Source organism: Actinocatenispora rupis (assembly GCF_016861975.1).
GTDB classification, from domain to species: Bacteria; Actinomycetota; Actinomycetes; order Mycobacteriales; family Micromonosporaceae; genus Actinocatenispora; species Actinocatenispora rupis.
Genome location: NZ_BOMB01000041.1, coordinates 86,952 through 106,750 on the forward strand (window position 1 = coordinate 86,952; position 19,799 = coordinate 106,750).

Sequence of the window (19,799 nt, forward strand, 5' to 3'; positions counted from 1 at the left end):
CGGGCGGGAGACCGGCACCGCCGGGCCGCCCGCCGGCAGCGTGTCGACTACACGGTGAGTCGGTTGCGGCGGCCGCGGACCAGTGCGGCCGGGGTCAGGCTTGTACCCGGCGCCGCCGACGGAGCAGCGCCCAGCCGAGTGCGGCGACGGTTGCCGTTGTGGTCACGGCCGAGGCGACGACCGTCAGGAAGAGCCCGGGTCCGGAGCCTCCAACGACGGCGTGGTTCACCCCGAGCGGGTTGCCGAAGCCGGTCAGCAGCGCCGGCGTGAGCAGGGCGCACAGTACGGCGAGGAGCGCCGGCAACCGGCGGGCGCTCGGCGCGAGCAGCGCACGCCGCTGAAGTACGCGACGGCTCAGGAGCAGCACTGCCGACACCACGGCGAGTGCGATGCCGACTGGCAGGAGGAAGGCGGTTTCGCCGGCCGGGTCGCACGGCGAGGACTCCAGGCAGTCACCCCAGGCCGGCCCCTGCATTGCCTCCCACCATCGGTCGGCCACGGTCAGCAGTACGGATGCCGCCGCCACCGCGCACGCGAGACCGCCGACAAGCCAGGCACTCGACGCCGCCACGGCGAACTGTGCCCGCCGGTACCCGGCGCGGAGCCGTCGCGCAACCATCCGGACGTCCCCGAAGCTCGCCACGGCCGCGTGTTCGGCGTCCTCGCGCGACATGCCGCCCTCGACGCGGTCGGAAACGGCGGTACGGAGGTGATCCTCGACCTCGATCAGGGCGCGACGGCCGGCCCCACCGGTACCGGCGAGTCGGTCGAAGAGGCGGTCCAGGTACCGGTCCACATCGCTGTCGGTCATGCCAGTCCCTCCGCGGTCATCGGTCCGATCAGCGCCCGCATCCCGTGTGCGAACGCCTGCCACTCGCGACGTTTCGCGGCAAGCGCCGCCGAGCCGTCCGGCGTCAGCCGGTAGACGCGACGGCGTCGGGGGCCGCTGGTGTCCCAGTCGCTGTCCACGAGGCCCGCGCGCTCCAACCGGTGCAGCGCCGGGTACACCGTGCCTTCCGGTAGATCGAAGACCCCGTCGGACCCGTCCCGTAGCGCGACGATGATCGCGTACCCGTGGGCGGATCCCAGTTGTCGCACGCTGTTCAACAGCATCAGGTCCAGGTGCCCTCGAAGCTCCATACCTAACAAGCTAGGTATTGGTGTTCGCGTCGTCAACGCACGCTCGCGTTCGTGGCTCGACCGTGATCGGGCGGAGACGCGCACCGTCGTACGTGGGTCGGTGGTGGTTGCGACCGTGCGGACCGGTGCGATCGCCGGGACATCGACGCCGCACCTGCACGTGCGTGTACGACGCCACCGACACTCACCTGGGCGTCCGCAGGACGCCCGCCCGCGGCGTGGGGGTCACACGGGGCAGGCCCAGCCGTCGCGCATTGGTGGCTGATGGCGATGGCGCCCAGCTCGAACGGCCGACCGCTGCACCTGCGTCGCCAGACGCCGACCAGAACATGGCAACGCCGCACCGGGCTGCGCTGCGAACCGAGCGACGACATTACGGATCACGTCGCCGTTCCGCGGCCGATCCATGCCCCGCAACACCAACCGATGAGTCCGACCGAGGGACGCAGGGAGACCCGAGACAGGGTGACAGCAACCGATGCGTCGCCCGCGCTGGAGAGTTACCGGCAGGAGACGACGGCCGGTCGGCGGCCAGGCCGGCTGCACCGATCCCGTATCCTCGCCCTCGTCGCGGCCGGGCTACCGTGCCCCGCGCCACCGCCCAGGCCGCGTTCCGAGGCGTGCGGCACCCGTGGTCGACTGGACAGCTCACCCACGACAGGAGTCCTGATGCCGGAGCGGATGCCGTCGGCCGCAGCCAGCCTCGCCGAGCTCGTCGAACGGGTCTCGACGATCCTGGTCGGCCCGACCGACGTGCCCACCCTCGAACAGGCGCTGGACGGCCTGGTCCGCCATGCACACCACGACCGGGAAGCGCTGGCCGGCGCGCTCAAACCGATGCTGGCAAGCCACACCTGGGCACGTACCGACACCGCCGACGACGGCATCCCCGCCCATCTCGGATACGTGGCTCAGGCCGCCCTCGGCACGTTCACTGCCGCTGACATCACCCACGCCTACCGCGACCCCCGCTCCCCGTTGGGCGGCAAGGACCTCACCCCGTTCGGAACCGTACTGGCGGCACGGTTCGTCGAGGCCGCTCACCAGCTGGTCACCGGACCACCGCCGTTCCTTCTCGCCACACCGAGCCACCTCGACGGCACGATCGAACCCGCCGACCTCGTCGCCAGACTCAGCGCCTACGAACACGCCCGGGTCGAGCCCGGCGACATCGACTTCAGCCAGGCACTCCTTCGCCTGCACGGGACCGCATCCGAACAGACGATCGCCGCCGCCAACGCGTTGCGCTCCGACCACGGCCACCGACTCGCGCACTGGCTGCACGCCGGCGGGCCGGCCTTCCCACGGCCGACGCCGACCATCACCGGCCCCGGACGTAGCGGCCTGTCGCCAACCTGGCTGGGCGTGAGACGGCTCCTGGCCGCGGTCGCCGCGACGACGGTGCCCACTCCGGTCTCCAGGCCGCTCAACCGACTCCTGAAAACCCTGCACGCCGGCGACGGAGTACCCGAACTCGCCGCAGGTACCGAGAGCACCGAGCACTGGCCGGCAGTGATCCCCACCCAGCCGGATCTGGTCGCGACCTGGTGCCTCAGCCGCATCGCCGTGAACACCATACACAACCGGTCCGGCACCAGCCCTTTGCTCACCGCTCTGGTCAGGTCACGCGGACCCGCCGGCAGCGCCGTCCACCTGGCCGTCGGCTACGCACTCGGCGCCCAGAGCCCGGACGACCGCGCCGGCGCCGTCGACGCAACGCTGCTGCTGTCCGACCGGGGCGAACTCGACCCGGCGATGCTGGGCCGACAGTTGGCCGACCTGGTCGGCCTCAAGGGTGTCAAACCCACCCGGCTCGCCACCGCGCTCACCGACCTCACCCACGCCGGCGCCCACGACCTCGTGTGGGACCTGCTCGCCGCGGCGCTCCCCGGCCTGCTCAGCGGTGCCCCAGCGCCCGGCCTCGCTGGGCTGGTCGCGATCGCCTCCCACAACGCAGAACTCTGCGGCGCCCGCGGCGTGATCCCACAGGTCGCCCAGCTCTCCGCGCACTCCACCGGCCGGCTCAAGAGGGAAGCGCATCGCCTCCACACCATCCTCACCTCGGCCAGCTAGCCAGGCGGAAACGCCCTGCAGGGGCGGCGGACGGACCCGAACCGGTCCACCCGGCGCACGACCACAGTTGTTTGGCAAGCAACGTGGAAGCCCGCCATGGAAGCTGGGTCGGAACCTTCCCGCCGCGCCGATCGCATCAAGACCTCGGCCCGGATGCGTGCCTGAAGGGCGAGACTCGACCCGAGCGTTCTGGAGCCCCTCTGTGGCCTCCTCGTCCGACTGGTCTGGCGCGACCGGTGTGGCCGTACGTGCCTGCGCACTCGACGGAGCCTGCGCGATCTGCCGACGTACCAAGGGATCTGGCGTCCCGGGCCACGGTCGGCCGGGGCGGTGTAGCCGTGGTCGTGGGCGTACCGGACGGCGCGGGCACGTGTGTCGCAGCCCGTCTTCGCGAACACCCGGTTGACGTGCGTCTTCACGGTGGCTTCGGTGACGTACAGCTCGCGGGCGATCTCGCGGTTGGTACGCCCGGCGCCGATGAGTGCCAGCACCTCGGCCTCCCGCCGGTCAGCCCCACGTCGGGCGGCGTGACCGAGCCGGGCGCGCGTCGTGCCGCGGCGAGCAACTTCCGTTGCACCGCAAGGTCCATCACCGTCTGCCCGGCCGCCGCCGCGTGCACCGCGCGCCCGATCTCGTCCCCGGTCGCCGCCTTCGTCATGTAACCGACCGCCCCGGCGATCCGGCGCGCCTGGTCGGCAACGTCTCGGGTCCGGTCGAGCACGGCGAGGTCCCCGTACGGACGCCACCGATCCGACTCGCGTACGTGTCGGTCCCGGCCGGCAACACTGCGGCATCACCCGGGCCTGGCCGCAAGCCCCGCACAGGGCCCGCGCGACCCCTTTCCATGCCGGCTACCGGCGTGTCGCCAGGTGCTTGACCTCGCGCAGGATCGGCGCCGTCTCGACCGCACGTACGGGCAGCGGGCCGAGCGTCGCCGTCAGGTAGCGGTACAGGTGGGCGGCGTCGCGGCAGAGGGCGACCGCGACGAGGTTGGGGGCGCCGGTGGTGGCGGCGGCGAAGACGATCTCCTTGTGCCCGGCGAGCGCGGCGCCGACCGCGGCGAGGTCTCCCGGTGCGACGGCGAGCCACAGACCGACCCGGAGGTACTGGCCGGTCAGCTCGGTCCCCACGTCGAGGTCGTAGTACGCGGCGCCGGTGCGGCGGAGCCGGTCGAGCCGTCGGCGTACGGAGGACTCGGACTGTTCGGCGGCGACGGCGAGCGCGCTGACGGGAGCGCGACCGTCCCGGCCGAGCAGGTCGATCAGGCGCTCGTCGACATCGTCGAGGGAGACGGGATCGTCGGGCGGATGGAGCGGCGGCGGCGCGAGCGCGTCGACTTGCTCGGGTGTCAGCGCTGCGGACTTGCTGAACCAGCCGGACGGCCCGCCGTAGAACGTGTGCAACACGCAGTGCGCGTCGACCGCGGTGACCCGGGGCGTGTGCTGGAGCTTGTCGAGCAGCAGCGTGTCGCGTGCCGCCGGCGTACGTGCGGCCATCACGCACAGCACCTCCGTACCACCGGAGGTGAGGCCGACGTAGCGGGTGTCGGCGCGCCGGGCGAGGGCGGTGGCGAATCCGGCCGCGGCGTCCGGCGTGCAGCTCAGCCGCAGGATCCACCGGGTACGCCCGACGCGCGTCTCGTCCACCTGCCCCAGCACCCGTACGCCGTGGTGTGCGCGCAGGCTCGCGTACCGGCGGGCGACGGTCTGGTCAGAGACGCCGAGCACGGCGGCGATCCGGCTGAACCGGGCGCGGCCGTCCGTCTGGAGCGCGTGCAGCAGCTTCCGGTCGAGACTGTCGATGGTGTCGGATCCCGCCACTGGTGCGCCCCTTGCCTGGCGGTTACCGCCACGGTTGCGTCGCCGGCTCGTTGCATACGCCGCCACTGCCCCATCGTAGGAGGGCGGGACGCGGCCGATTCCGGTGTCCCGCAACGGAAGTCATCGGTACGAGGAAGGTGGCACAATGGCTGCACGGCAGGGCGACGGCGAGGTCCGACGGCTGTTACACGACATGATCGAGGCGTGGAACGGGGGCGACGCCGCCGCCTTCGCCGAGTGCTTCACCGACGGCGCCGAGTTTGTCAGCTGGCGGGGGCGGCGCGTCACCGGCCGGGCGGCGATCGAGGCCCGGCATCGGGACCTGTTCGCCGGACCGCTCCGGGGTGCCCGGATGGACCTTGACCCGGCCCCGTATGAGGTCACGTACCTGGCGCCGGATGTGGCGCTGGTCGTCGCCGTCGGCGTACGGTCGACGCCCTGCCCGAGGCGCTGGCCATCACCCTCACCGCGGTACGAGAAGGTGGCTGGCGGTTCGCGTCGTTCCACAACACGGTGGTGGCGCCGAGCTCCGAACGCTGACGACGTCGGCAAGGGCGGCAGTTCGGCGCCCCGGCCCACATCGACGGCATCCATGTACCGGACGGGTGGTGCGTGACGACAACCGCGTGCCGGCGGGTGGTGGCACCGGTGGTCGGCAAGCTGCTCAGCGGGCTGGACGCGGAGGCCATCGCGGAAATCCGCCGGACGATCGACGACACCGCCGTACCCAGGAGGTGGCGGCGGAGATCGCGGCGGCGACCGACGGCGCGGTGGCCGCCTGGTCGGTGGCGCGGCGGCGCACGGATCTCGAAGCGCCACAACGACATCCGGTCGCCGGGCGCTGCCGCACAGCATGGCTTCCCGTCGCGGTCGACCTGCTGACCTCTCTCGGCGATGCACCGCGACGGGAACGCCGACGATCGCTGGCCCACCACCTCGACCGCACACCCGACCAGCTACTTGTCGCCGCTGGCGGTACTGCCGGGCAGGTCGTGCACGGCCCGCAGTACGGCGGTGATGAGGCGGGTGTTCTCCGGCGCCCCGCCGCCTCCACCGGCCACGAAGCGCCGACGCGTGTAGCTGTACGCGATGCCGCTGGCGGGGTCGGCGAACGACTGGGCGCCGATGGCGCCGCTGTGGCCGAACGCGTCGCGGCCGAGCATCGCGTACCGGACGCCCTGCGCCTCGAAGCCGACCAGGAAGTGGTCGTGTTCCCCGGTGACCAGATCGACACCGGCGGTGGTGCGGTCGGTGAACGCGGCGCGCGTGGCCGGGCCCAGCAGCGGCGCGCGTCCGTCCACTGTGGAGATACACGCGGCGTACATACGGGCGAGTCCGCGCGCGGTGCCGACGCTGCCGGACGAGGTGGGCCCGAGCGCCCGTACGGCGCGCGTGTTGGCGAACTCGACCAGGTCGGTGGGTGGCGTGGCGTTCAGGTTGAAGGCGATACCGGCCAGGCTGTGCGGGGCCGGTGGCGTGACCGTGGCCAGTTGCTCGGGCGGCATCGGCCGGGCCGGCACGTAGCGGTCCTCGGCCGACGCGGGCAGCCCAAGGTGGAAGTCCAGCCCGTACGGCGCGCGGATGTGCCGGTCGTACAGCTGCTGGATGGAGTGCCCGGTGGCGCGGCGGACCACCTCCCCGGTGAGCGCCCCGACGACGAACGCGTGGTAGCCGTACGCGGAGCCGGGTCGCCAGTGGGGACGCTGCGGGGCGAGCCGTTCGGCGATGATCCTGTCGTCGGCAAGCTCCGCGGTGGTGAACCCGCCGTCGACACCGACCAGCCCCGCCCGATGGGTCAGCAGATCCCGCACCGTCAGCCCGCCCTTGCCGGCCGCGCCGAACTCGGGCCAGTACGTCACGACCGGGCGGTCGAGTTCGAGCGTGCCGTCCTGGACCAGTAGCGCCACGACGAGGTGTGCCGCACCTTTGCCCGAGGAGTACAGCGGCAGCAGCGAGTCGGCCTGCACCTCGTCGCCGACGCTCAGGTCGACCACCAGGCGGCCGTCGAGGTACACGGCCAGCTGCGCGCCGGGATCGGGTTCCGCGGTGGCGACCGCGGCGAACTCGTCGCGTACCGGTTCGAAGCCGGCCGCGACGCTGCCCTGCACGTCCGGCCCTTCGTACGGCTTCATGCGGCGACCGCCGCGCCGGTCTTGGCCACGAGCGCGGCAAGCAGTCGGCCGAGCAGGTCGACGGTGGTGGGGTCGACCAGATCGCCGTTCGCGTCGATCCGTTCGTGCGACCGGAAGACGATGACTTCGGGCTTGACGACCACGTCGGAGTCGGTCCACAGCAGCACCTGCCGCAGCGCGAGCTGCGCGCGGACCGAGCCGAAGTTGGTCGGGGCGGCCCCGACCACGGCGACCGGCTTGCGGCGCAGCGGCTCGCCTTCCCGCCCGGTCCAGTCGGTACTGACCCAGTCGATCGCGTTCTTGAGTACGCCGGGGATCGAGTAGTTGAACTCGGGTGTGGCGATGAGCAGACCGTCGCTGGCGGTCACGCGGTCGCGCAGCGCCTGCACGGCGGCGGGCCGCGCCTGCGGCGTGTCGAGATCCATGTCGTACGGCGGGATGTCGCCCAGGCCGTCGTAGATCTGGACGGCCACCCCGGGCGGTGCGAGCCGCTGGGCGGCTCGCAGCAGGGCGCTGTTGTGGGAGTCGGCCCGCAGGCTGCCGGAGATGCCGAGGATGGTGCGCATGGTGATCCGCCTTCGTCGTTCGGGGCCTTCTCGCCAGCCCCGGGGTTCGAGCTGAACTGTACAGGACAGTACATCTGAACTCAACTGTTCAGTTCAGATTGCGGTAGGGTTCTCGCATGAGCCCAAGCGCCAAACACGTCCCCACCGGTGAGCGCGCCGCCCGCAAGCGGGCCGCCATCGTCCGCGCCGCCCGTTCGGTGTTCCTCGACCAGGGCTTCGCCTCGGGGATGGACCAGATCGCGGCCACCGCCGGCGTCTCCAAGGTGACCGTCTACAACCACTTCAGCAACAAGGACGAGCTGTTCACCGAGGTGGTCACCGACGCGCTGGAGCAGGCGCTCGGGCAGACCATGCAGGCCATGCTGGAACGCCTGCACGACAGCGACGACATCCGCGCCGTGCTGGTACGCACCGCGCGCGGCTGGGTCGACGGCATCACGCGCTCCGACCTACCGGCGCTGCGGGCACTGATCGCCGCCGAGTCACGGCGGTTCCCCCACCTCGGCCGCGCCTGGCGCGCCCACGGCCCGGACCGGTTCGCCAAACCCCTCGCGGAGGCGCTGTCCCGGCAACCCGACCTCAGCATCCCCGACCCCGACCTCGCGGTCATGCAGTACTACTCGCTCGTGCTCTACCCGCACATCGTCCACGCCGCGTACGGCGACCGCCTCGACGCCGACCTCACCGACCGGCTCATCACCACCGGCGTCGACATGTTCCTCACCTACTACCGCACCGCACCCCGGCCCTGACTCACACCGCTACCCCATCTCCTGGTACGAGCTGGTGCCGTCCCGCGCGGAAGTCACCGGGCCGGGACACATCGGCGCGGGTCGCCATCGGAGATCCGGCTGCCGGGGACTTCGGCGGATCGGTACTTCCGTTGAACGCCAACGCAAAGGCGGCGTCCGATGTCGGCGCGGACGTCTCCCTCGACGCGCCGGCCCGCGGCGCCAGCAGAGATGCCGGTGCCGTCGGCTCCCGGACCCAACCCGCCAGTGTCTCGTCGGACGCTCAGGTACCGGCGTGCGAGGGCCATGCCAGGTTGGCGCCGAGTGCCGTGGTGAGACGGGTGATGGTCGTACGGGTGGCGTGGTCGTTGACGTGGTCGGGGAGCCAGGCGCAGGCGAGGTACGCGGCGGTGATGGTGGCGGTGGCGCAGGCGGCGGCCAGGCAGTCCTCGATCTGGGCGAGGGAGGGGCCGGGCCCGGAGGGGAAACGCGCGCCGGGCAGTTCGGCGCCGTGGATGACGTCGATGTCGAGGTGGAGGTAGACGGGGACGGGGCCGAGCCGGTCGAGGGCGGCGGCCACCGCGGCGGGGTCGGCGGGCACGCGGTGGACGTGACTGGCGCTCAACGCGTCGCGCTCGGCGGGATCGAGGTCGCGGGCGTCGGCGAGTACGACGCTGGTGTCGGGGATGGGCCGCAGGCCGAGCGTGTCGTCGAACAGGCCGGGTGTACGGCCGGTCAGCATGGCCAGTGCCATGCCCCCGAGGTAGCCGCTGGTCGAGATGGCGGGGGTGTTGAAGTCGCCGTGGGCGTCCAGCCACAGTACGGCCAGGTCGTGGTGGCGGCGTTGCAGTCCGGCTACCGCCGCGCGGGTGGTGGGACAGTCGCCGGAAAGTACCAGGGGCCTGGCGGCGGGCGTCACCGCGTCGAGGGCGGCCCGGTGCAACCGGCTCATCCGGGCGGCGACGGGGCCGGCGGGCAGATCCGGGCGGAGTACTTCGGAGGCGGTGGCGGGGATCGGGAACGCCGGGATGTGCTCGTCGAGGTGCCAGGGCGTGACGATCGGATCCCATGCGCCGCCGGTGTTGTCGTCAGCCACGGGGTGTCCCTCTTTCGTTCCGGTCGGCGAGCAGGTCGAGTAGCCGTCGCAGTTCCGCGGCACCGGACTGCAGGTGCGCGGTGAGTTCCGCCCTGGCGTGTTCGGGACTGCGGTGCAGCGCGTCCAGCAGCTGGCGGTGGTCGTCGGCGGTACGGCCGAGTTCCCGGCGGGAGCGCTCGGCCAACGCCAGAGCGAGGCGCTGTTCCTGCTGGAGTGCCGCGTGGAAGCGGCGCAGCCGGGGGCTACCGGTGGCCGCGACCAGGGTGGCGTGGAAGAGCCGGTCGCCGTCGAGCGCGTCGGTGGTGTCGCCGCGTTCGAAGGCCCGTTCTATCCGCTCAACCAGGTCGGCCAGCTTCTGGTAGATCACCGGGTCGCGATGCTCGGTGAGGGCGTCGACCGCGGCCAGTTCCACGCTGGCGCGCGCCGCGTAGATGTCGGCGACGTCCGGCCCGGTGATGTCCGCGACGACGATGCCGCGGTTCATCTGGTAGCGAACCAGACTCTCGCTTTCGAGGATCCGCGCGGCCTCGCGCACCGTACTGCGGGAGACACCGAGTTCGGCAGCAAGAGCGGCTTCACGCAAGGGAGTGCCGGGTGGCAGCCGTCCGGACAGGATGGCGTTCCGGACGGCGTCGGTGGCCTGCGCTGCGGTGCTCTGCCGCTGGATACCCGCGCCGAGGCCGGAGATCGGGCTCGTCACCTCACCACTCCCCCAGGTACCGCGTCCTTGCCTGCGCCGTACTCGTCGTCCGAGGGTGCGTCCTGGACGCCCGAGACGGGCCGGTCGACAGGTGCGCCTTCCGCGGCACGGCCGTACGGCAGGCCCGGCGCCACGGCAGTCGACCCGCCGAACACCGAACCTTCAGCAGTCCGGCGTCCAGCGTCGCCCCGGAGGTCAGCGCCGGCAACGAGCCGAACAATCACCAAAGCCTCCTCGCTTCTGACACCCGACGTAGCGATCATCAGATTGCCATATTGCCCGACAATCAGACAAGGCGTCGGCAGGGCCGCGACAGCCGGGCCCTGCCAAGGTCATGCGCCGTTGCGTACAGAGGAGGCATGGGCGACTCGGCCCGCGGCGGTCGAGGAGTCAGCGGGCGCCCCGCGGCAGTCCGTCGACCCGTACCAGGTCCGGCTGGTCGCACGGTCGGCGCGGCGCCGTGAATACCGAGATATCACGATGTGCCGCGACCGTTTACCCGGGCAGAATCGACGCACGGCCACCCGCCGACCCCGGTCGGCCGGTGGGGCCGTCCGGGAACCATTCGAGCGTCAGGAGAACGACATGCGAGCCGCTGCCGTGTCCACCCGTCCGGTACCGTTCGCTCTCCGCAAGGACATGACACGTGTCAAACACGCTCAACCTCGGCATCCTGGCGCACGTCGATGCCGGTAAGACCAGCCTGACCGAGCGGCTGCTGTATTCGGCCGGCGTCATCGACGAGATCGGTCGCGTCGACGACGGCAACACCCAGACCGACACGCTCGTACTGGAGCGGCAGCGCGGCATCACGATCCGGTCGGCGGTGGTGTCGTTCGCTCTGGACGGGCGCACCGTGAACCTGATCGACACCCCGGGTCACCCGGACTTCATCGCGGAGGTCGAGCGGGCGCTCGGCGTACTCGACGGTGCGGTGCTGGTGGTCTCGGCCGTGGAGGGCGTCCAGGCGCAGACCCGCGTACTGATGCGCGCGCTGCGCCGGCTACGCGTGCCGACGCTGCTGTTCGTCAACAAGATCGACCGCGGTGGCGCGGATCCCGACCGGGTACTCGCCGCCGTCACCGACAGGCTGGCGCCGGGAGCCGTCGCGCTGGGCACCGTGCACGGCGCCGGCACCCGCGCCGCCCGGTACGAGCCGTACCCGGTCGGTCGGCTCGTGGAGCCGCTCGCCGAGCACGACGACGCGCTGCTCACCGCGTACCTGGAGGACGAGCCGGTGCCCGAGTCGGTGCTGCGTCGTGCCCTGGCGGAGCAGACCGGTCGGGGTCTGGTGCACCCGGTCGTGTTCGGTTCGGCGGTCACCGGCGCCGGCGTGCCCGACCTGGTCGCCGCCCTCCGCGATCTGCTGCCGGCCGCGGGCGGTACCGCCGACGGGCCGGTGTCCGGCAGCGTGTTCAAGATCGACCGTGGGCCGGCCGGCGAGAAGATCGCGTACGTCCGGATGCGGTCCGGCACGATCCGCCGACGCGACCGCCTGCGGTACGGCAGCGACGTGCAGGGCCGGACGCTCGTCGAGCGGGTCACGGCGATCCGCGTGTACGACGGCGGACCGGCGCAACCGCGGGAGTCGGTGTCGGCCGGCCAGATCGCCACGCTGACCGGGCTGGCCGGCGCGCGCATCGGCGACACGCTCGGCGTACCGGGGGCCGACGGCGACGGTGCGCACTTCGCGCCGCCGACGCTGGAGACCGCCGTCAGGCCGCGCGAGTCCGCGCAGCGGGGCGCGCTGTACGCCGCGCTGACGGAGCTGGCCGAGCAGGATCCGCTGATCGGACTGCGCCGCGACGACGTACACCACGAGGTCGTCGTCTCGCTCTACGGCGAGGTGCAGAAGGAGGTCCTGCAGGCCACCCTGGCCGCCGAGTACGGGCTGGCGGTGACGTTCCGGGAGACCACCACGATCCGGGTGGAGCGGCCGGTCGGTGTCGGCAGCGCCGTCGAGGTCATGGGGCAGGACGGCAACCCGTTCCGGGCCACGGTCGGGCTGCGCGTCGAGCCCGGCCCGGTCGACTCCGGCGTACGGTTCCGGCTCGGCGTGGAACTCGGCTCGCTGCCGTACTCGTTCTTCCGGGCGGTCGAGGAGTCCGCACGGGCCGCGCTCGACCAGGGACTGTACGGCTGGCAGGTCGTCGACTGCCTGGTGACCATGACGCACTCCGGCTTCGTGCCGCCCCCGCCGTACGGCTGGAGCGTGTGGTCGAGTTCGGCGGGCGACTTCCGTGCCCTGACCCCGCTGGTACTCATGAGCGCCCTGGCCCGCGCCGGCACCCAGGTGTACGAGCCGGTGCACCTGTTCCGGATCGAGGCGCCGGCCGACACGATCCCCGCCGTCCTGCCGGTACTGTCCCGCCTGCGGTCGGTACCGCTGAGCACCGAGACGTACGACCGGATCGGCGTCGTGACCGGCGAGATCCCCGCCGGATCGGTGCACGCGCTCGGCCAGCGGCTGCCGGCCGTGACCCGCGGCGAGGCGGACCTGGAGTCCTCCTTCGACCACTACCAGCCCGTTACCGGCACCGTGCCGACCCGGGAGCGTACCGACCACAATCCGCTCAACCGCAAGGAGTACCTGCTGCACGTCCGGCACCACGCCTGACCGGCCGCGCTCACGTGGTTGGTCGGCGCCGGCGCTGGGCGAAGCGGACAGCGGTGGCTGTGGCGTTTGCGTCGGCCCGAGACGATGGCCGCCATGACGCCTGCCCCCACCGAGTACCGGAACCACCGCGGGCGGTACGCCCTGCTTGCGCTTGGCGTACTGCCGATGGTGCTCACGCTCACCGCGATCCTGCATCTCCTGACCGGGCAGGACGCGGGGCCGCTGGACGTGACGCTGCTGCTGTTCGTACTGGCGCTGATGGGTTTCGTGGTGGTGCTGGCCGCGGTACTCGTCGCAGCGACCGACCGCAGCCGGGTCCTGGTCGGCCCCGGCGGCATCACGAACGTGCCGTTCGGACCGGCCCGGTCGACCGTCGCGGTCCCATGGCCCGAGGTCACCGGTGTACGGGCACGGTGGACGCCGGTCGGGTGGAACGTACGGCTGTCCCGACGACACGGGCGCGCGGTGACGCTCGCCGGGCCGGTGGCGCCGCCGTGGTGGCCGGACCAGCGGTTCCGGCGCGAGCTGGCCGAGATTCAAGCCTGGCTGCCGGTCGGGGCGACCAGGCCGGCGCTGCGGCCCGCCGTCTCCCTGGCGTACCTGCTGTGGGTGCCCGTCCTGCTGGCTGCGCTGGGGATGACGGCAACGCTGTCCGGGGGCGTCGTGGGCCCGTGGACGGCCACCGCGACGTCGACGCCCCACGCGTGCGCGCTCCTCCAACCCGCGCTCAAGGAGTACCAGTCCGTGCGGTACGGCCCGTCGGGCTCCACCACGATGTCGCACTACGAAGACTGCGAGTTCTGGTCGAAGGACCGGAGCGACGGGCAGCCGGTCAGCTATCTGAGCGCCACCGTCGACCACGACCACGGCATCCTGTTCTCCTCCCCGGTCGCGGTCACGATGCGGGACTTCGCCACCGCGTGCGCCGACCTCAACGCCGTCGCCGTACAGCACCTCGGCGACGAGGCGTGCGCCGGCACCAAGGAGGATCCCGACGACCACACGGTCCTGGTACGGCGGGCTGACGCGATCGTCACGATCGAAGCGACCGGTACCGATGGCGAGCGGCTCGCCACCTCACTCGCCCGCCAGGCAGTTCCACTGGTCCAGGTGAGCTGACCGCGAGACTGTCCCGCCTGCGGTGCGGTGGCGTTGGTCCGCACTCGGCGACGCAGCGGCGCACGCGCGCCGTCGCCGCGCTCGACCCGCTCGCGTACCGCATGCTCGGCCGGGCTACGAAGCCGGAAACCCTTGGCACCGAAGGGAATCCCGTGCCGCCTCGAACCACGCGGCGGCCGCCACGCGGGCGGCTCACCGTCCGTCGGACAGGCGACGGGCGGCCGTTCGTGCAGCTCGTCGAGGAACGCGACGATCCGGGAGGCGAACCCCGCCGGCCGCGAACAGCGTCGTGTCGTACCGGGTGTCGACGCGCACCGGTTCCCACAGTGGAGACTGCTGCGCGATGTGGAGACCGTGCGCGGTGGCCTGCTCAGTGTCGACAGTGGACAGACGGAGGGGCTACGCCGTGCGGCGGTCCGCTTCGGCGAGCAACAGGTCGCCGAAGGGTTGCAAGCCGATACTGCAGGCGTAGACGCCGCTGACGACCCGGTGGATGGTTCCCCATTCCCAGATGGCAGTGGCATCCACGCCCGTACGGGACGCCAGCTGCTCGGTTCGCGCCCAGAGGTCGTCGCCGAGGTCGGGGTTGCAGCGCACGATGGTGCCGAGATCGCACGCCGGCTCGGCCCGCAACCCGGCCGGATCCACGAGCTTGTAGCTGCCGTCATCCGCCTGCAGCGCGTTCATCTCGTGAACGTCACCGTGGACCAGTACCGCGGTGCGATCGTCGTGGGCACGACGCCGACGATCCATGCACTCCAGCGCGTCCGCCACCGTGGCCGGCGAGCACGGTCGCCCCGCCTGCTCCCACAGCCTCGGCAGCCGATCGGCGTACTGCTCGGCCAGTCTCGCGCCGGTGGGCAGGTCGACGTCGGGACCGATCGGGCGCCACAGGCGTACCGCCGCATCGCACAGCAAGGTGTGGCGGCTGGCAGGATCGGTCACGGTGTCGTACATCGGGGCCCCGAGGCGTTCCAGCAGGAGGGCCCGTCGGCCCAGGTCCTCGCGCAACAGCTGGGCGCAGCCTTCTCCGTTCGCGATGCGCAGCGCCGTGGCTTCGGGCCCGACGTCCCGGCCTGGTACACCGATCTTGAGGATCGCCTGCGTCCCGTCGACCAGCGTGACGCCGACGACCAGGGCGGCGTGGCCGCCCGGAAGGCTGGACCCGATCCTCAGGGACCACTCCCGGGCCAGCGACTCGACCACACCCGGCAGCTCGTCCAGCCAGGATTCGTTCCCGTCGGCGACGACCGTCCTGCGGACCTGGTCGGGAATCTCGAAGCTCAAGCCGCCAGCCTAGATGGAGGTCGAGGTCGCTGGTCAACCCGAAAACCGGACCGGGCCGCGGATCGCAGGCCCCGAGCAGCAGCACGCGGCTCGGCCTGGCTGCCGCGTACCGACGGGTCAGGAATCCTCGCCGCTCCGCAGCGGTACGACGACGGGCCGCCGGACGTGGCTGAAGATCACCGAGGTACGCACGTGCACGATCTCCCGCCGCTGCGTCAGCCGATCCAGGATGAAGGCGCTGAGCTGATCGTTGTCGGCGACCGCGACGTGCAGCAGGAAGTCGTCGCTGCCGGACATGACGAAGTACGACACCACCTCCGGCAGACTCGCCACGAACGTCTGGAACGCTTCGATCACCGCACGGTCCGGCGGGCGCGGCTGCACAGCGACCGGTGCGATCGGGGGACCCGTCGACTGCGCGCCGGAGCGTCGTCGGGACGCAGTAGGGCGCTCCCGAGCTACGACTCGCACCCCGTCTGCTGGTACTTGACCTGGAGCGCGGTCCAGGTGCGAACGTGCGTCCATGCACGCAGCAACCATGGCTCTCGGAACGATGTACTTCGGCACCCGGGTCGACGAGCGGTCGGCCTTTGCCATCCTCGACCGGTACGCCGAGCTCGGCGGTCGGTGGCTCGACACGTCCAACAACTACAGCTTCTGGACCTCCGACACGGGCTTCGGCGGTCAGAGCGAGGCGCTGCTGGGACGGTGGCTCCGCGCCAACCCGGGAGTCGACGTACGCATCAGTACCAAGGTCGGCGCGCAGCCGACCCGCCGCGGCGGCTTCCCCGACCACCTGGAAGGACTCGGTCGAGACGCGGTACGCAGGTCCCTTGAGGCGAGCCTGGAGCGACTCGGGGTCGACGCGGTCGATCTCTACTGGGCCCACGTGGAGGATCCCACCGTGTCGGTCGACGAGCTGGTGGCAACGTTCGGCGGTCTGGTGGCCGACGGGTTGGTGGGCCGCTACGGGATCTCCAACCATCCGTCGTGGCTGCTCGAACGCATCCGGTCCACAGCCGAACGAGACGGCTTCACGCAACCGAGTGCGTACCAGCAGCGCTACTCCTACTTCCAACCGCTGCCGAGGCAACCGGTCGAGGGTCAGCCGATTCCGCTCGGAATGCTGAGCGACGACGGCCTGGACTTCCTGCGGAGGAACCCGGACATCTCCGGCTGGGTCTACACCGCGACACTGCTCGGCGGTTACGACCGAACCGATCGACCGCTGAGCGAGGAGTACCAGCACTCCGGCAACGAGCGACGCCGGCACGCCCTGACCGCCGTCGCACGCGAGCGGGGCCTGCGCCCCGGGCAGGTCGTCCTCGCCTGGCTCGCATCCGGCCGGCCGCGGCTGACCCCGATCGTCGGAGTGAGCACCATCGAACAGCTGGAGCAGGGCTGGGCCGGCGTGACCACCACGCTCACCGAGGACGACATGGCCACCTTGGACGCGGCGTGAAGGGACGCCCCCAGCGAACGTGAATGGTGCAGGTCGACAACTCGACGACAGTCGGTGCGTCTCCGGACCGGCCAGCGTGGCGTAGGTAGGCACGCTGGCCGACGAGACTCGGTGTCGCGCCCGTCGGCGGGGGCGACCTGCCGCGGCCGGTGCCGTTGGACAGCACCAACGACACCGGTACCAGGGCGCAGGCCACGAGCGGTACCAGCGCCCTTCACCGCGGGGTCAGCCGCGCTGCCGCGCCCGGTACGCCGCGACTCGGGCCCGGTTCTGGCAGGTGACCGAGCAGTACCGCCGGTCCTGGGTGGGCGAGGCGTCGACGTAGACGTCGGCGCAGTCCCGGCCGGCGCACGTACCGAGACGGGCGCCGCCGTAACGGGCGAGGTGGTCGCGCAGGGCCAGCGTGGCCGCGGCGGCGATCGCGTACCGCGGGGCGGTGACCGACCAGCCGGCGGCCGGCCGCCCGTCGGCGAGATGCACGACCGGGCGTACGCCGGAGGCGCGCAGCAGCGCGGTCAGCAGTTCGGTCCGCTCCCGCCCGCCGGTGGCGGCGAAGACCGGGTATATCCGGTCGGCGAGGCGGGTCAGCGCCCGGTCGTCGCTGTCGATCCCGGACGGCACGCCGAGGTCGAGCCCGGCGACCGCCGGGTACGGCCGGGTCTGCTCGCCGGCGACCTCGCGTGGCCGGGTGCCCCACTCGTTCACGAGCGTGACCAGCGACGCGAGCGGCATCGGTTCGACGATCACCGACATGCCTCTCAGTGTAACGCACTGGAATCCCGAAGTACGTTGCGCGGCGCGGTCCGCCGGGCGTACGGTGCTAAGTGAAGTCAGTGCGTTACGGAGCGGATGATGATCGACCCCGCGGTACTCCCGGGCTACCTGCTCGCGGTGCTCCTCGTGACGATCGCGCCGGGACCGGACATGGCGTACATCGTGGCCGCCGCGACCGCGCGCGGCGCGCGGGCCGGCGTGCTGTCCGCGACGGGCATGGCGCTCGGCATGGTCGTACACGTGACGGCCGCAGCGCTCGGTCTCGCCGCGGTCGTCGCCGCAGCACCCTGGACGCTCGTCGTGGTACGCCTGGCCGGCGCCGGCTTCCTCGCCTGGCTCGCGGTCGGCACGCTGCGATCCGCCCGCGCCGCGGCGCCCGCCGCCGCCCCTGCCCCCGGAGACGGCCGCCTGCTGGTGCGCGCGGCGCTCACCAACCTGACCAACCCGAAGGTGATCCTGTTCTTCGCCGCCTTCCTGCCCCATTTCGTACGCCCCGGTCACGCCTCGGTGACCGCACAGTTCCTGCTGCTCGGCGTGCTGTTCCTGCTCGTCGGGCTCGCCGTCGACAGCACGATCGGGCTCACCGCCGGGCGACTCGGCGCCGCGCTGGCACCGGGTACGCGAGCCGGCCAGGTGCGTACCGTCCTCGCCGGCCTCACGTTCGCGGTGCTCTCCGCGCTCCTGGTCGCCGACGTGGTCACGTCCACCGGGACCGGGTGGCGGCCGAGCTAGGGCACGCCGCAGCCGCTGCGGCCCGATCCCTTGCGTACCAACCTTTCCCGGCGTACCGCAGGCAGGGCGTAGCCGGGGACCATCTCAGCGCGGGTACCCTGCGGCGTCCCCGCACCGGTCACCGGCCGGCACCGCGACGCAGGCGCGGCCGGTGGTGCGGGAGTACTGGCGGGTCGCCGCCGCGAGTGCCACGCCCCAGGCGGCGAACGACCCGTACGCCACGCGAAAACCCAGTTCGACAAGCCTTGGGCGGGTGCACCGCGCAACATGTCGTACAGCGCCTGCGGGGCCACGAACACGAACGGGATGCTGCGTCGACAGCAAGCACGATCCGGGCGGCGAACCGGACCGGGTCGACGGCGACGGACGCCAACGGGGTCAGCCGCAAAGGTCGAGTATCAACATCGGCATCGCGAAGTACAGCATCGCCGCCGCCCACGACCCGGCGATCGCCACCGGCCTCGGCAGTCGGAGGCGCCGGTACGTCCGCAGGAACGCCGGGCCGGTGGGCGGCGGCAGCATCGCCAGTGCGAGCACGACCAGCACCAGCCCGGCGGCCACACCACGCCAGTCGAACGGTCCAGGCACGCCGGTCGGTACGCCCGGGTCGTCGATGCCGTGCGGCACGCCGCCCGGCCCGGGGTAGCCGGTCCGGCCGCCGACCGCCCAGTACAGGCGTACCAGGGTGTATCCGATCGCCCAGGTCAGCGCGGCGATGGCGGGCCAGCGCCGCACCGTGTCGATCGTTCTCGGGGCGTGTGTACTCACCCCGAGCCTCGTGCTCGATGCCGGTCCGTTCCTCGGCCCGCGGAAGGGTCTGCCGGCTACGCCGTCCGGCGCGGGCGACTCCGTCGGGAGTAGGCGCGGCCGGACCAGACCGGACCCGGCATCCCGGTCAGTCCCTGCCCTCGATCCCGTACGGCTCCACCGGCGTCGAGCGCGGGCACGTCGCCGACGTTGGACACCTCGATCTCGACCAGGCCGTCCCGGTACGTGATGCGCACCGTGGCGGCGGCACCGAGACCGGCGTGCTTCAGTACGTTGGTGAGCGACTCCTGCACGATCCGGTACGCCGCGTGATCGACCGCCGGCACCAACGTCGCCGAGCCGGTACGGATCACGTCGACGGAGACACCGGCGGCCCGTACGGCGGCAAGCAGGTCGTCCAACCGGTCCAGCCCGGTGACCCGCTCGGCTGGCCGCACATCGGGACCGCCCTCGGTCCGCGGCCCCAGTGCCACCCGCAGCTCGGCCACCGCGTCCCGACTGGTGGTACGGATCGAGGTGAGCGCCGTACGCACCGGCGACGGGTCCGCATCCAGCACGTGCAGCGCCGCGCCGGACAGCACCGCGATGCTCGCCATGCTGTGCCCGACGACATCGTGCAGTTCCCGGGCCAGCCGGAGCCGTTCCTCCGCGGCGACGCGTCGGCGCTGCGCCTCGGCCACCGCCGCCGCAGCGACACCGCCAGCGCGCAGCACACCGTCAACGCGTACCCGGCCGGGTCCAGGTGGCGCACCCCCGCGGACGGGTCCTCGGCCACCACCGAC

20 protein-coding genes are annotated in these 19,799 nt (G+C 72.0%); 7 read left to right on the plus strand and 13 right to left on the minus strand.

What is annotated here, in order from left to right; all coding sequences use genetic code 11:
* Nucleotides 1-94: 94 nt before the first annotated feature.
* The gene (locus Aru02nite_RS31125; RefSeq protein ID WP_203663664.1) at nt 95-811 is read right to left on the minus strand and encodes a permease prefix domain 1-containing protein; all 717 of its coding nucleotides are present in this window, start codon (nt 809-811) and stop codon (nt 95-97) included.
* Entirely contained in the window at nt 808-1,140 is a 333-nt protein-coding gene (locus Aru02nite_RS31130) for a PadR family transcriptional regulator (RefSeq protein WP_203663666.1), read from the minus strand. Before Aru02nite_RS31130 ends, Aru02nite_RS31125 begins: the two co-directional genes overlap by 4 nt.
* Nucleotides 1,141-1,809: 669 nt before the next feature.
* Here Aru02nite_RS31130 and Aru02nite_RS31135 point away from each other — a divergent pair.
* Entirely contained in the window at nt 1,810-3,213 is a 1,404-nt protein-coding gene (locus tag Aru02nite_RS31135; protein WP_203663668.1) for a DUF7824 domain-containing protein, read from the plus strand.
* Here the strand turns inward: Aru02nite_RS31135 and Aru02nite_RS37665 are convergent.
* Both Aru02nite_RS37665 and Aru02nite_RS31145 read right to left on the minus strand, forming a co-directional pair.
* A complete protein-coding gene (locus Aru02nite_RS37665) occupies nt 3,210-4,007 on the minus strand; it encodes a response regulator transcription factor (protein WP_373325027.1) in 798 nt (265 codons plus the stop codon). The genes Aru02nite_RS31135 and Aru02nite_RS37665 overlap by 4 nt on opposite strands.
* Nucleotides 4,008-4,064: 57 nt before the next feature.
* Entirely contained in the window at nt 4,065-5,033 is a 969-nt protein-coding gene (locus Aru02nite_RS31145; protein ID WP_239077061.1) for an Lrp/AsnC family transcriptional regulator, read from the minus strand.
* 145 nt (nt 5,034-5,178) lie between these two features.
* On the opposite strand from Aru02nite_RS31145, the gene Aru02nite_RS31150 reads away from it, so the two are divergent.
* Nucleotides 5,179-5,649, plus strand: coding sequence for an SgcJ/EcaC family oxidoreductase (locus tag Aru02nite_RS31150; RefSeq protein ID WP_203663672.1), 471 nt, complete (start codon nt 5,179-5,181; stop codon nt 5,647-5,649).
* A gap of 340 nt (nt 5,650-5,989) precedes the next feature.
* On the opposite strand, the gene Aru02nite_RS31155 is transcribed toward Aru02nite_RS31150, so the two are convergent.
* Both Aru02nite_RS31155 and Aru02nite_RS31160 read right to left on the minus strand, forming a co-directional pair.
* Nucleotides 5,990-7,165, minus strand: a complete 1,176-nt coding sequence (locus Aru02nite_RS31155; protein ID WP_203663674.1) for a serine hydrolase domain-containing protein — start codon at nt 7,163-7,165, stop codon at nt 5,990-5,992.
* A complete protein-coding gene (locus Aru02nite_RS31160; RefSeq protein ID WP_203663676.1) occupies nt 7,162-7,731 on the minus strand; it encodes an NADPH-dependent FMN reductase in 570 nt (189 codons plus the stop codon). The genes Aru02nite_RS31155 and Aru02nite_RS31160 overlap by 4 nt, the downstream gene beginning before the upstream one ends.
* Nucleotides 7,732-7,847: 116 nt before the next feature.
* On the opposite strand from Aru02nite_RS31160, the gene Aru02nite_RS31165 reads away from it, so the two are divergent.
* Complete coding sequence (locus tag Aru02nite_RS31165; RefSeq protein ID WP_203663678.1) at nt 7,848-8,483, plus strand: TetR/AcrR family transcriptional regulator; 636 nt, start codon at nt 7,848-7,850, stop codon at nt 8,481-8,483.
* A gap of 262 nt (nt 8,484-8,745) precedes the next feature.
* On the opposite strand, the gene Aru02nite_RS37355 is transcribed toward Aru02nite_RS31165, so the two are convergent.
* Together Aru02nite_RS37355 and Aru02nite_RS31175 are read right to left on the minus strand one after the other, a co-directional pair.
* Complete coding sequence (locus Aru02nite_RS37355) at nt 8,746-9,558, minus strand: arginase family protein (protein WP_203663680.1); 813 nt, start codon at nt 9,556-9,558, stop codon at nt 8,746-8,748.
* Nucleotides 9,551-10,258, minus strand: a complete 708-nt coding sequence (locus Aru02nite_RS31175; RefSeq protein WP_203663682.1) for a GntR family transcriptional regulator — start codon at nt 10,256-10,258, stop codon at nt 9,551-9,553. Before Aru02nite_RS31175 ends, Aru02nite_RS37355 begins: the two co-directional genes overlap by 8 nt.
* A 646-nt stretch (nt 10,259-10,904) precedes the next feature.
* Between Aru02nite_RS31175 and Aru02nite_RS31180 the strand changes: the two genes are divergently transcribed.
* Complete coding sequence (locus Aru02nite_RS31180; RefSeq protein ID WP_203663684.1) at nt 10,905-12,875, plus strand: elongation factor G; 1,971 nt, start codon at nt 10,905-10,907, stop codon at nt 12,873-12,875.
* Nucleotides 12,876-12,968: 93 nt separating this feature from the next.
* Nucleotides 12,969-13,994 (plus strand): hypothetical protein, encoded by a 1,026-nt coding sequence (locus tag Aru02nite_RS31185; RefSeq protein WP_203663686.1) that lies wholly within the window; start codon nt 12,969-12,971, stop codon nt 13,992-13,994.
* A 399-nt stretch (nt 13,995-14,393) separates the two neighbouring features.
* Here the strand turns inward: Aru02nite_RS31185 and Aru02nite_RS31190 are convergent, their stop codons facing one another.
* Together Aru02nite_RS31190 and Aru02nite_RS37360 are read right to left on the minus strand one after the other, a co-directional pair.
* Nucleotides 14,394-15,281, minus strand: a complete 888-nt coding sequence (locus tag Aru02nite_RS31190; protein WP_203663687.1) for an aminoglycoside phosphotransferase family protein — start codon at nt 15,279-15,281, stop codon at nt 14,394-14,396.
* A gap of 117 nt (nt 15,282-15,398) precedes the next feature.
* A complete protein-coding gene (locus Aru02nite_RS37360; protein ID WP_308446285.1) occupies nt 15,399-15,878 on the minus strand; it encodes an Lrp/AsnC ligand binding domain-containing protein in 480 nt (159 codons plus the stop codon).
* Between Aru02nite_RS37360 and Aru02nite_RS31200 the strand changes: the two genes are divergently transcribed.
* Nucleotides 15,820-16,743 carry an aldo/keto reductase gene (locus Aru02nite_RS31200; RefSeq protein ID WP_203663689.1) on the plus strand — a complete coding sequence of 308 codons (924 nt, stop codon included), beginning with the start codon at nt 15,820-15,822 and terminating at the stop codon, nt 16,741-16,743. The genes Aru02nite_RS37360 and Aru02nite_RS31200 overlap by 59 nt on opposite strands.
* A 225-nt stretch (nt 16,744-16,968) precedes the next feature.
* On the opposite strand, the gene Aru02nite_RS31205 is transcribed toward Aru02nite_RS31200, so the two are convergent.
* Entirely contained in the window at nt 16,969-17,496 is a 528-nt protein-coding gene (locus tag Aru02nite_RS31205; protein ID WP_203663690.1) for a CGNR zinc finger domain-containing protein, read from the minus strand.
* A gap of 99 nt (nt 17,497-17,595) precedes the next feature.
* Between Aru02nite_RS31205 and Aru02nite_RS31210 the strand changes: the two genes are divergently transcribed.
* Nucleotides 17,596-18,249 (plus strand): LysE family translocator, encoded by a 654-nt coding sequence (locus tag Aru02nite_RS31210; RefSeq protein WP_203663691.1) that lies wholly within the window; start codon nt 17,596-17,598, stop codon nt 18,247-18,249.
* A 378-nt stretch (nt 18,250-18,627) separates the two neighbouring features.
* On the opposite strand, the gene Aru02nite_RS31215 is transcribed toward Aru02nite_RS31210, so the two are convergent.
* Complete coding sequence (locus Aru02nite_RS31215) at nt 18,628-18,984, minus strand: hypothetical protein (RefSeq protein ID WP_203663692.1); 357 nt, start codon at nt 18,982-18,984, stop codon at nt 18,628-18,630.
* 89 nt (nt 18,985-19,073) lie between these two features.
* Entirely contained in the window at nt 19,074-19,730 is a 657-nt protein-coding gene (locus Aru02nite_RS31220; protein ID WP_203663693.1) for a sensor histidine kinase, read from the minus strand.
* Nucleotides 19,731-19,799 lie beyond the last annotated feature (69 nt).

Coding starts and splice junctions, on each gene's coding strand:
- Aru02nite_RS31210 (WP_203663691.1), top strand. CDS start 17,596: ATGATCGACCCCGCGGTACTCCCGGGCTACCTGCTCGCGGTGCTCCTC.
- Aru02nite_RS37360 (WP_308446285.1), bottom strand. CDS start 15,878: ATGGCAAAGGCCGACCGCTCGTCGACCCGGGTGCCGAAGTACATCGTT.
- Aru02nite_RS37665 (WP_373325027.1), bottom strand. CDS start 4,007: ATGCCGCAGTGTTGCCGGCCGGGACCGACACGTACGCGAGTCGGATCG.
- Aru02nite_RS31165 (WP_203663678.1), top strand. CDS start 7,848: ATGAGCCCAAGCGCCAAACACGTCCCCACCGGTGAGCGCGCCGCCCGC.
- Aru02nite_RS31155 (WP_203663674.1), bottom strand. CDS start 7,165: ATGAAGCCGTACGAAGGGCCGGACGTGCAGGGCAGCGTCGCGGCCGGC.
- Aru02nite_RS31205 (WP_203663690.1), bottom strand. CDS start 17,496: ATGTCGGTGATCGTCGAACCGATGCCGCTCGCGTCGCTGGTCACGCTC.
- Aru02nite_RS31135 (WP_203663668.1), top strand. CDS start 1,810: ATGCCGGAGCGGATGCCGTCGGCCGCAGCCAGCCTCGCCGAGCTCGTC.
- Aru02nite_RS31125 (WP_203663664.1), bottom strand. CDS start 811: ATGACCGACAGCGATGTGGACCGGTACCTGGACCGCCTCTTCGACCGA.
- Aru02nite_RS31130 (WP_203663666.1), bottom strand. CDS start 1,140: ATGGAGCTTCGAGGGCACCTGGACCTGATGCTGTTGAACAGCGTGCGA.
- Aru02nite_RS31185 (WP_203663686.1), top strand. CDS start 12,969: ATGACGCCTGCCCCCACCGAGTACCGGAACCACCGCGGGCGGTACGCC.
- Aru02nite_RS31160 (WP_203663676.1), bottom strand. CDS start 7,731: ATGCGCACCATCCTCGGCATCTCCGGCAGCCTGCGGGCCGACTCCCAC.
- Aru02nite_RS31150 (WP_203663672.1), top strand. CDS start 5,179: ATGGCTGCACGGCAGGGCGACGGCGAGGTCCGACGGCTGTTACACGAC.
- Aru02nite_RS31200 (WP_203663689.1), top strand. CDS start 15,820: ATGGCTCTCGGAACGATGTACTTCGGCACCCGGGTCGACGAGCGGTCG.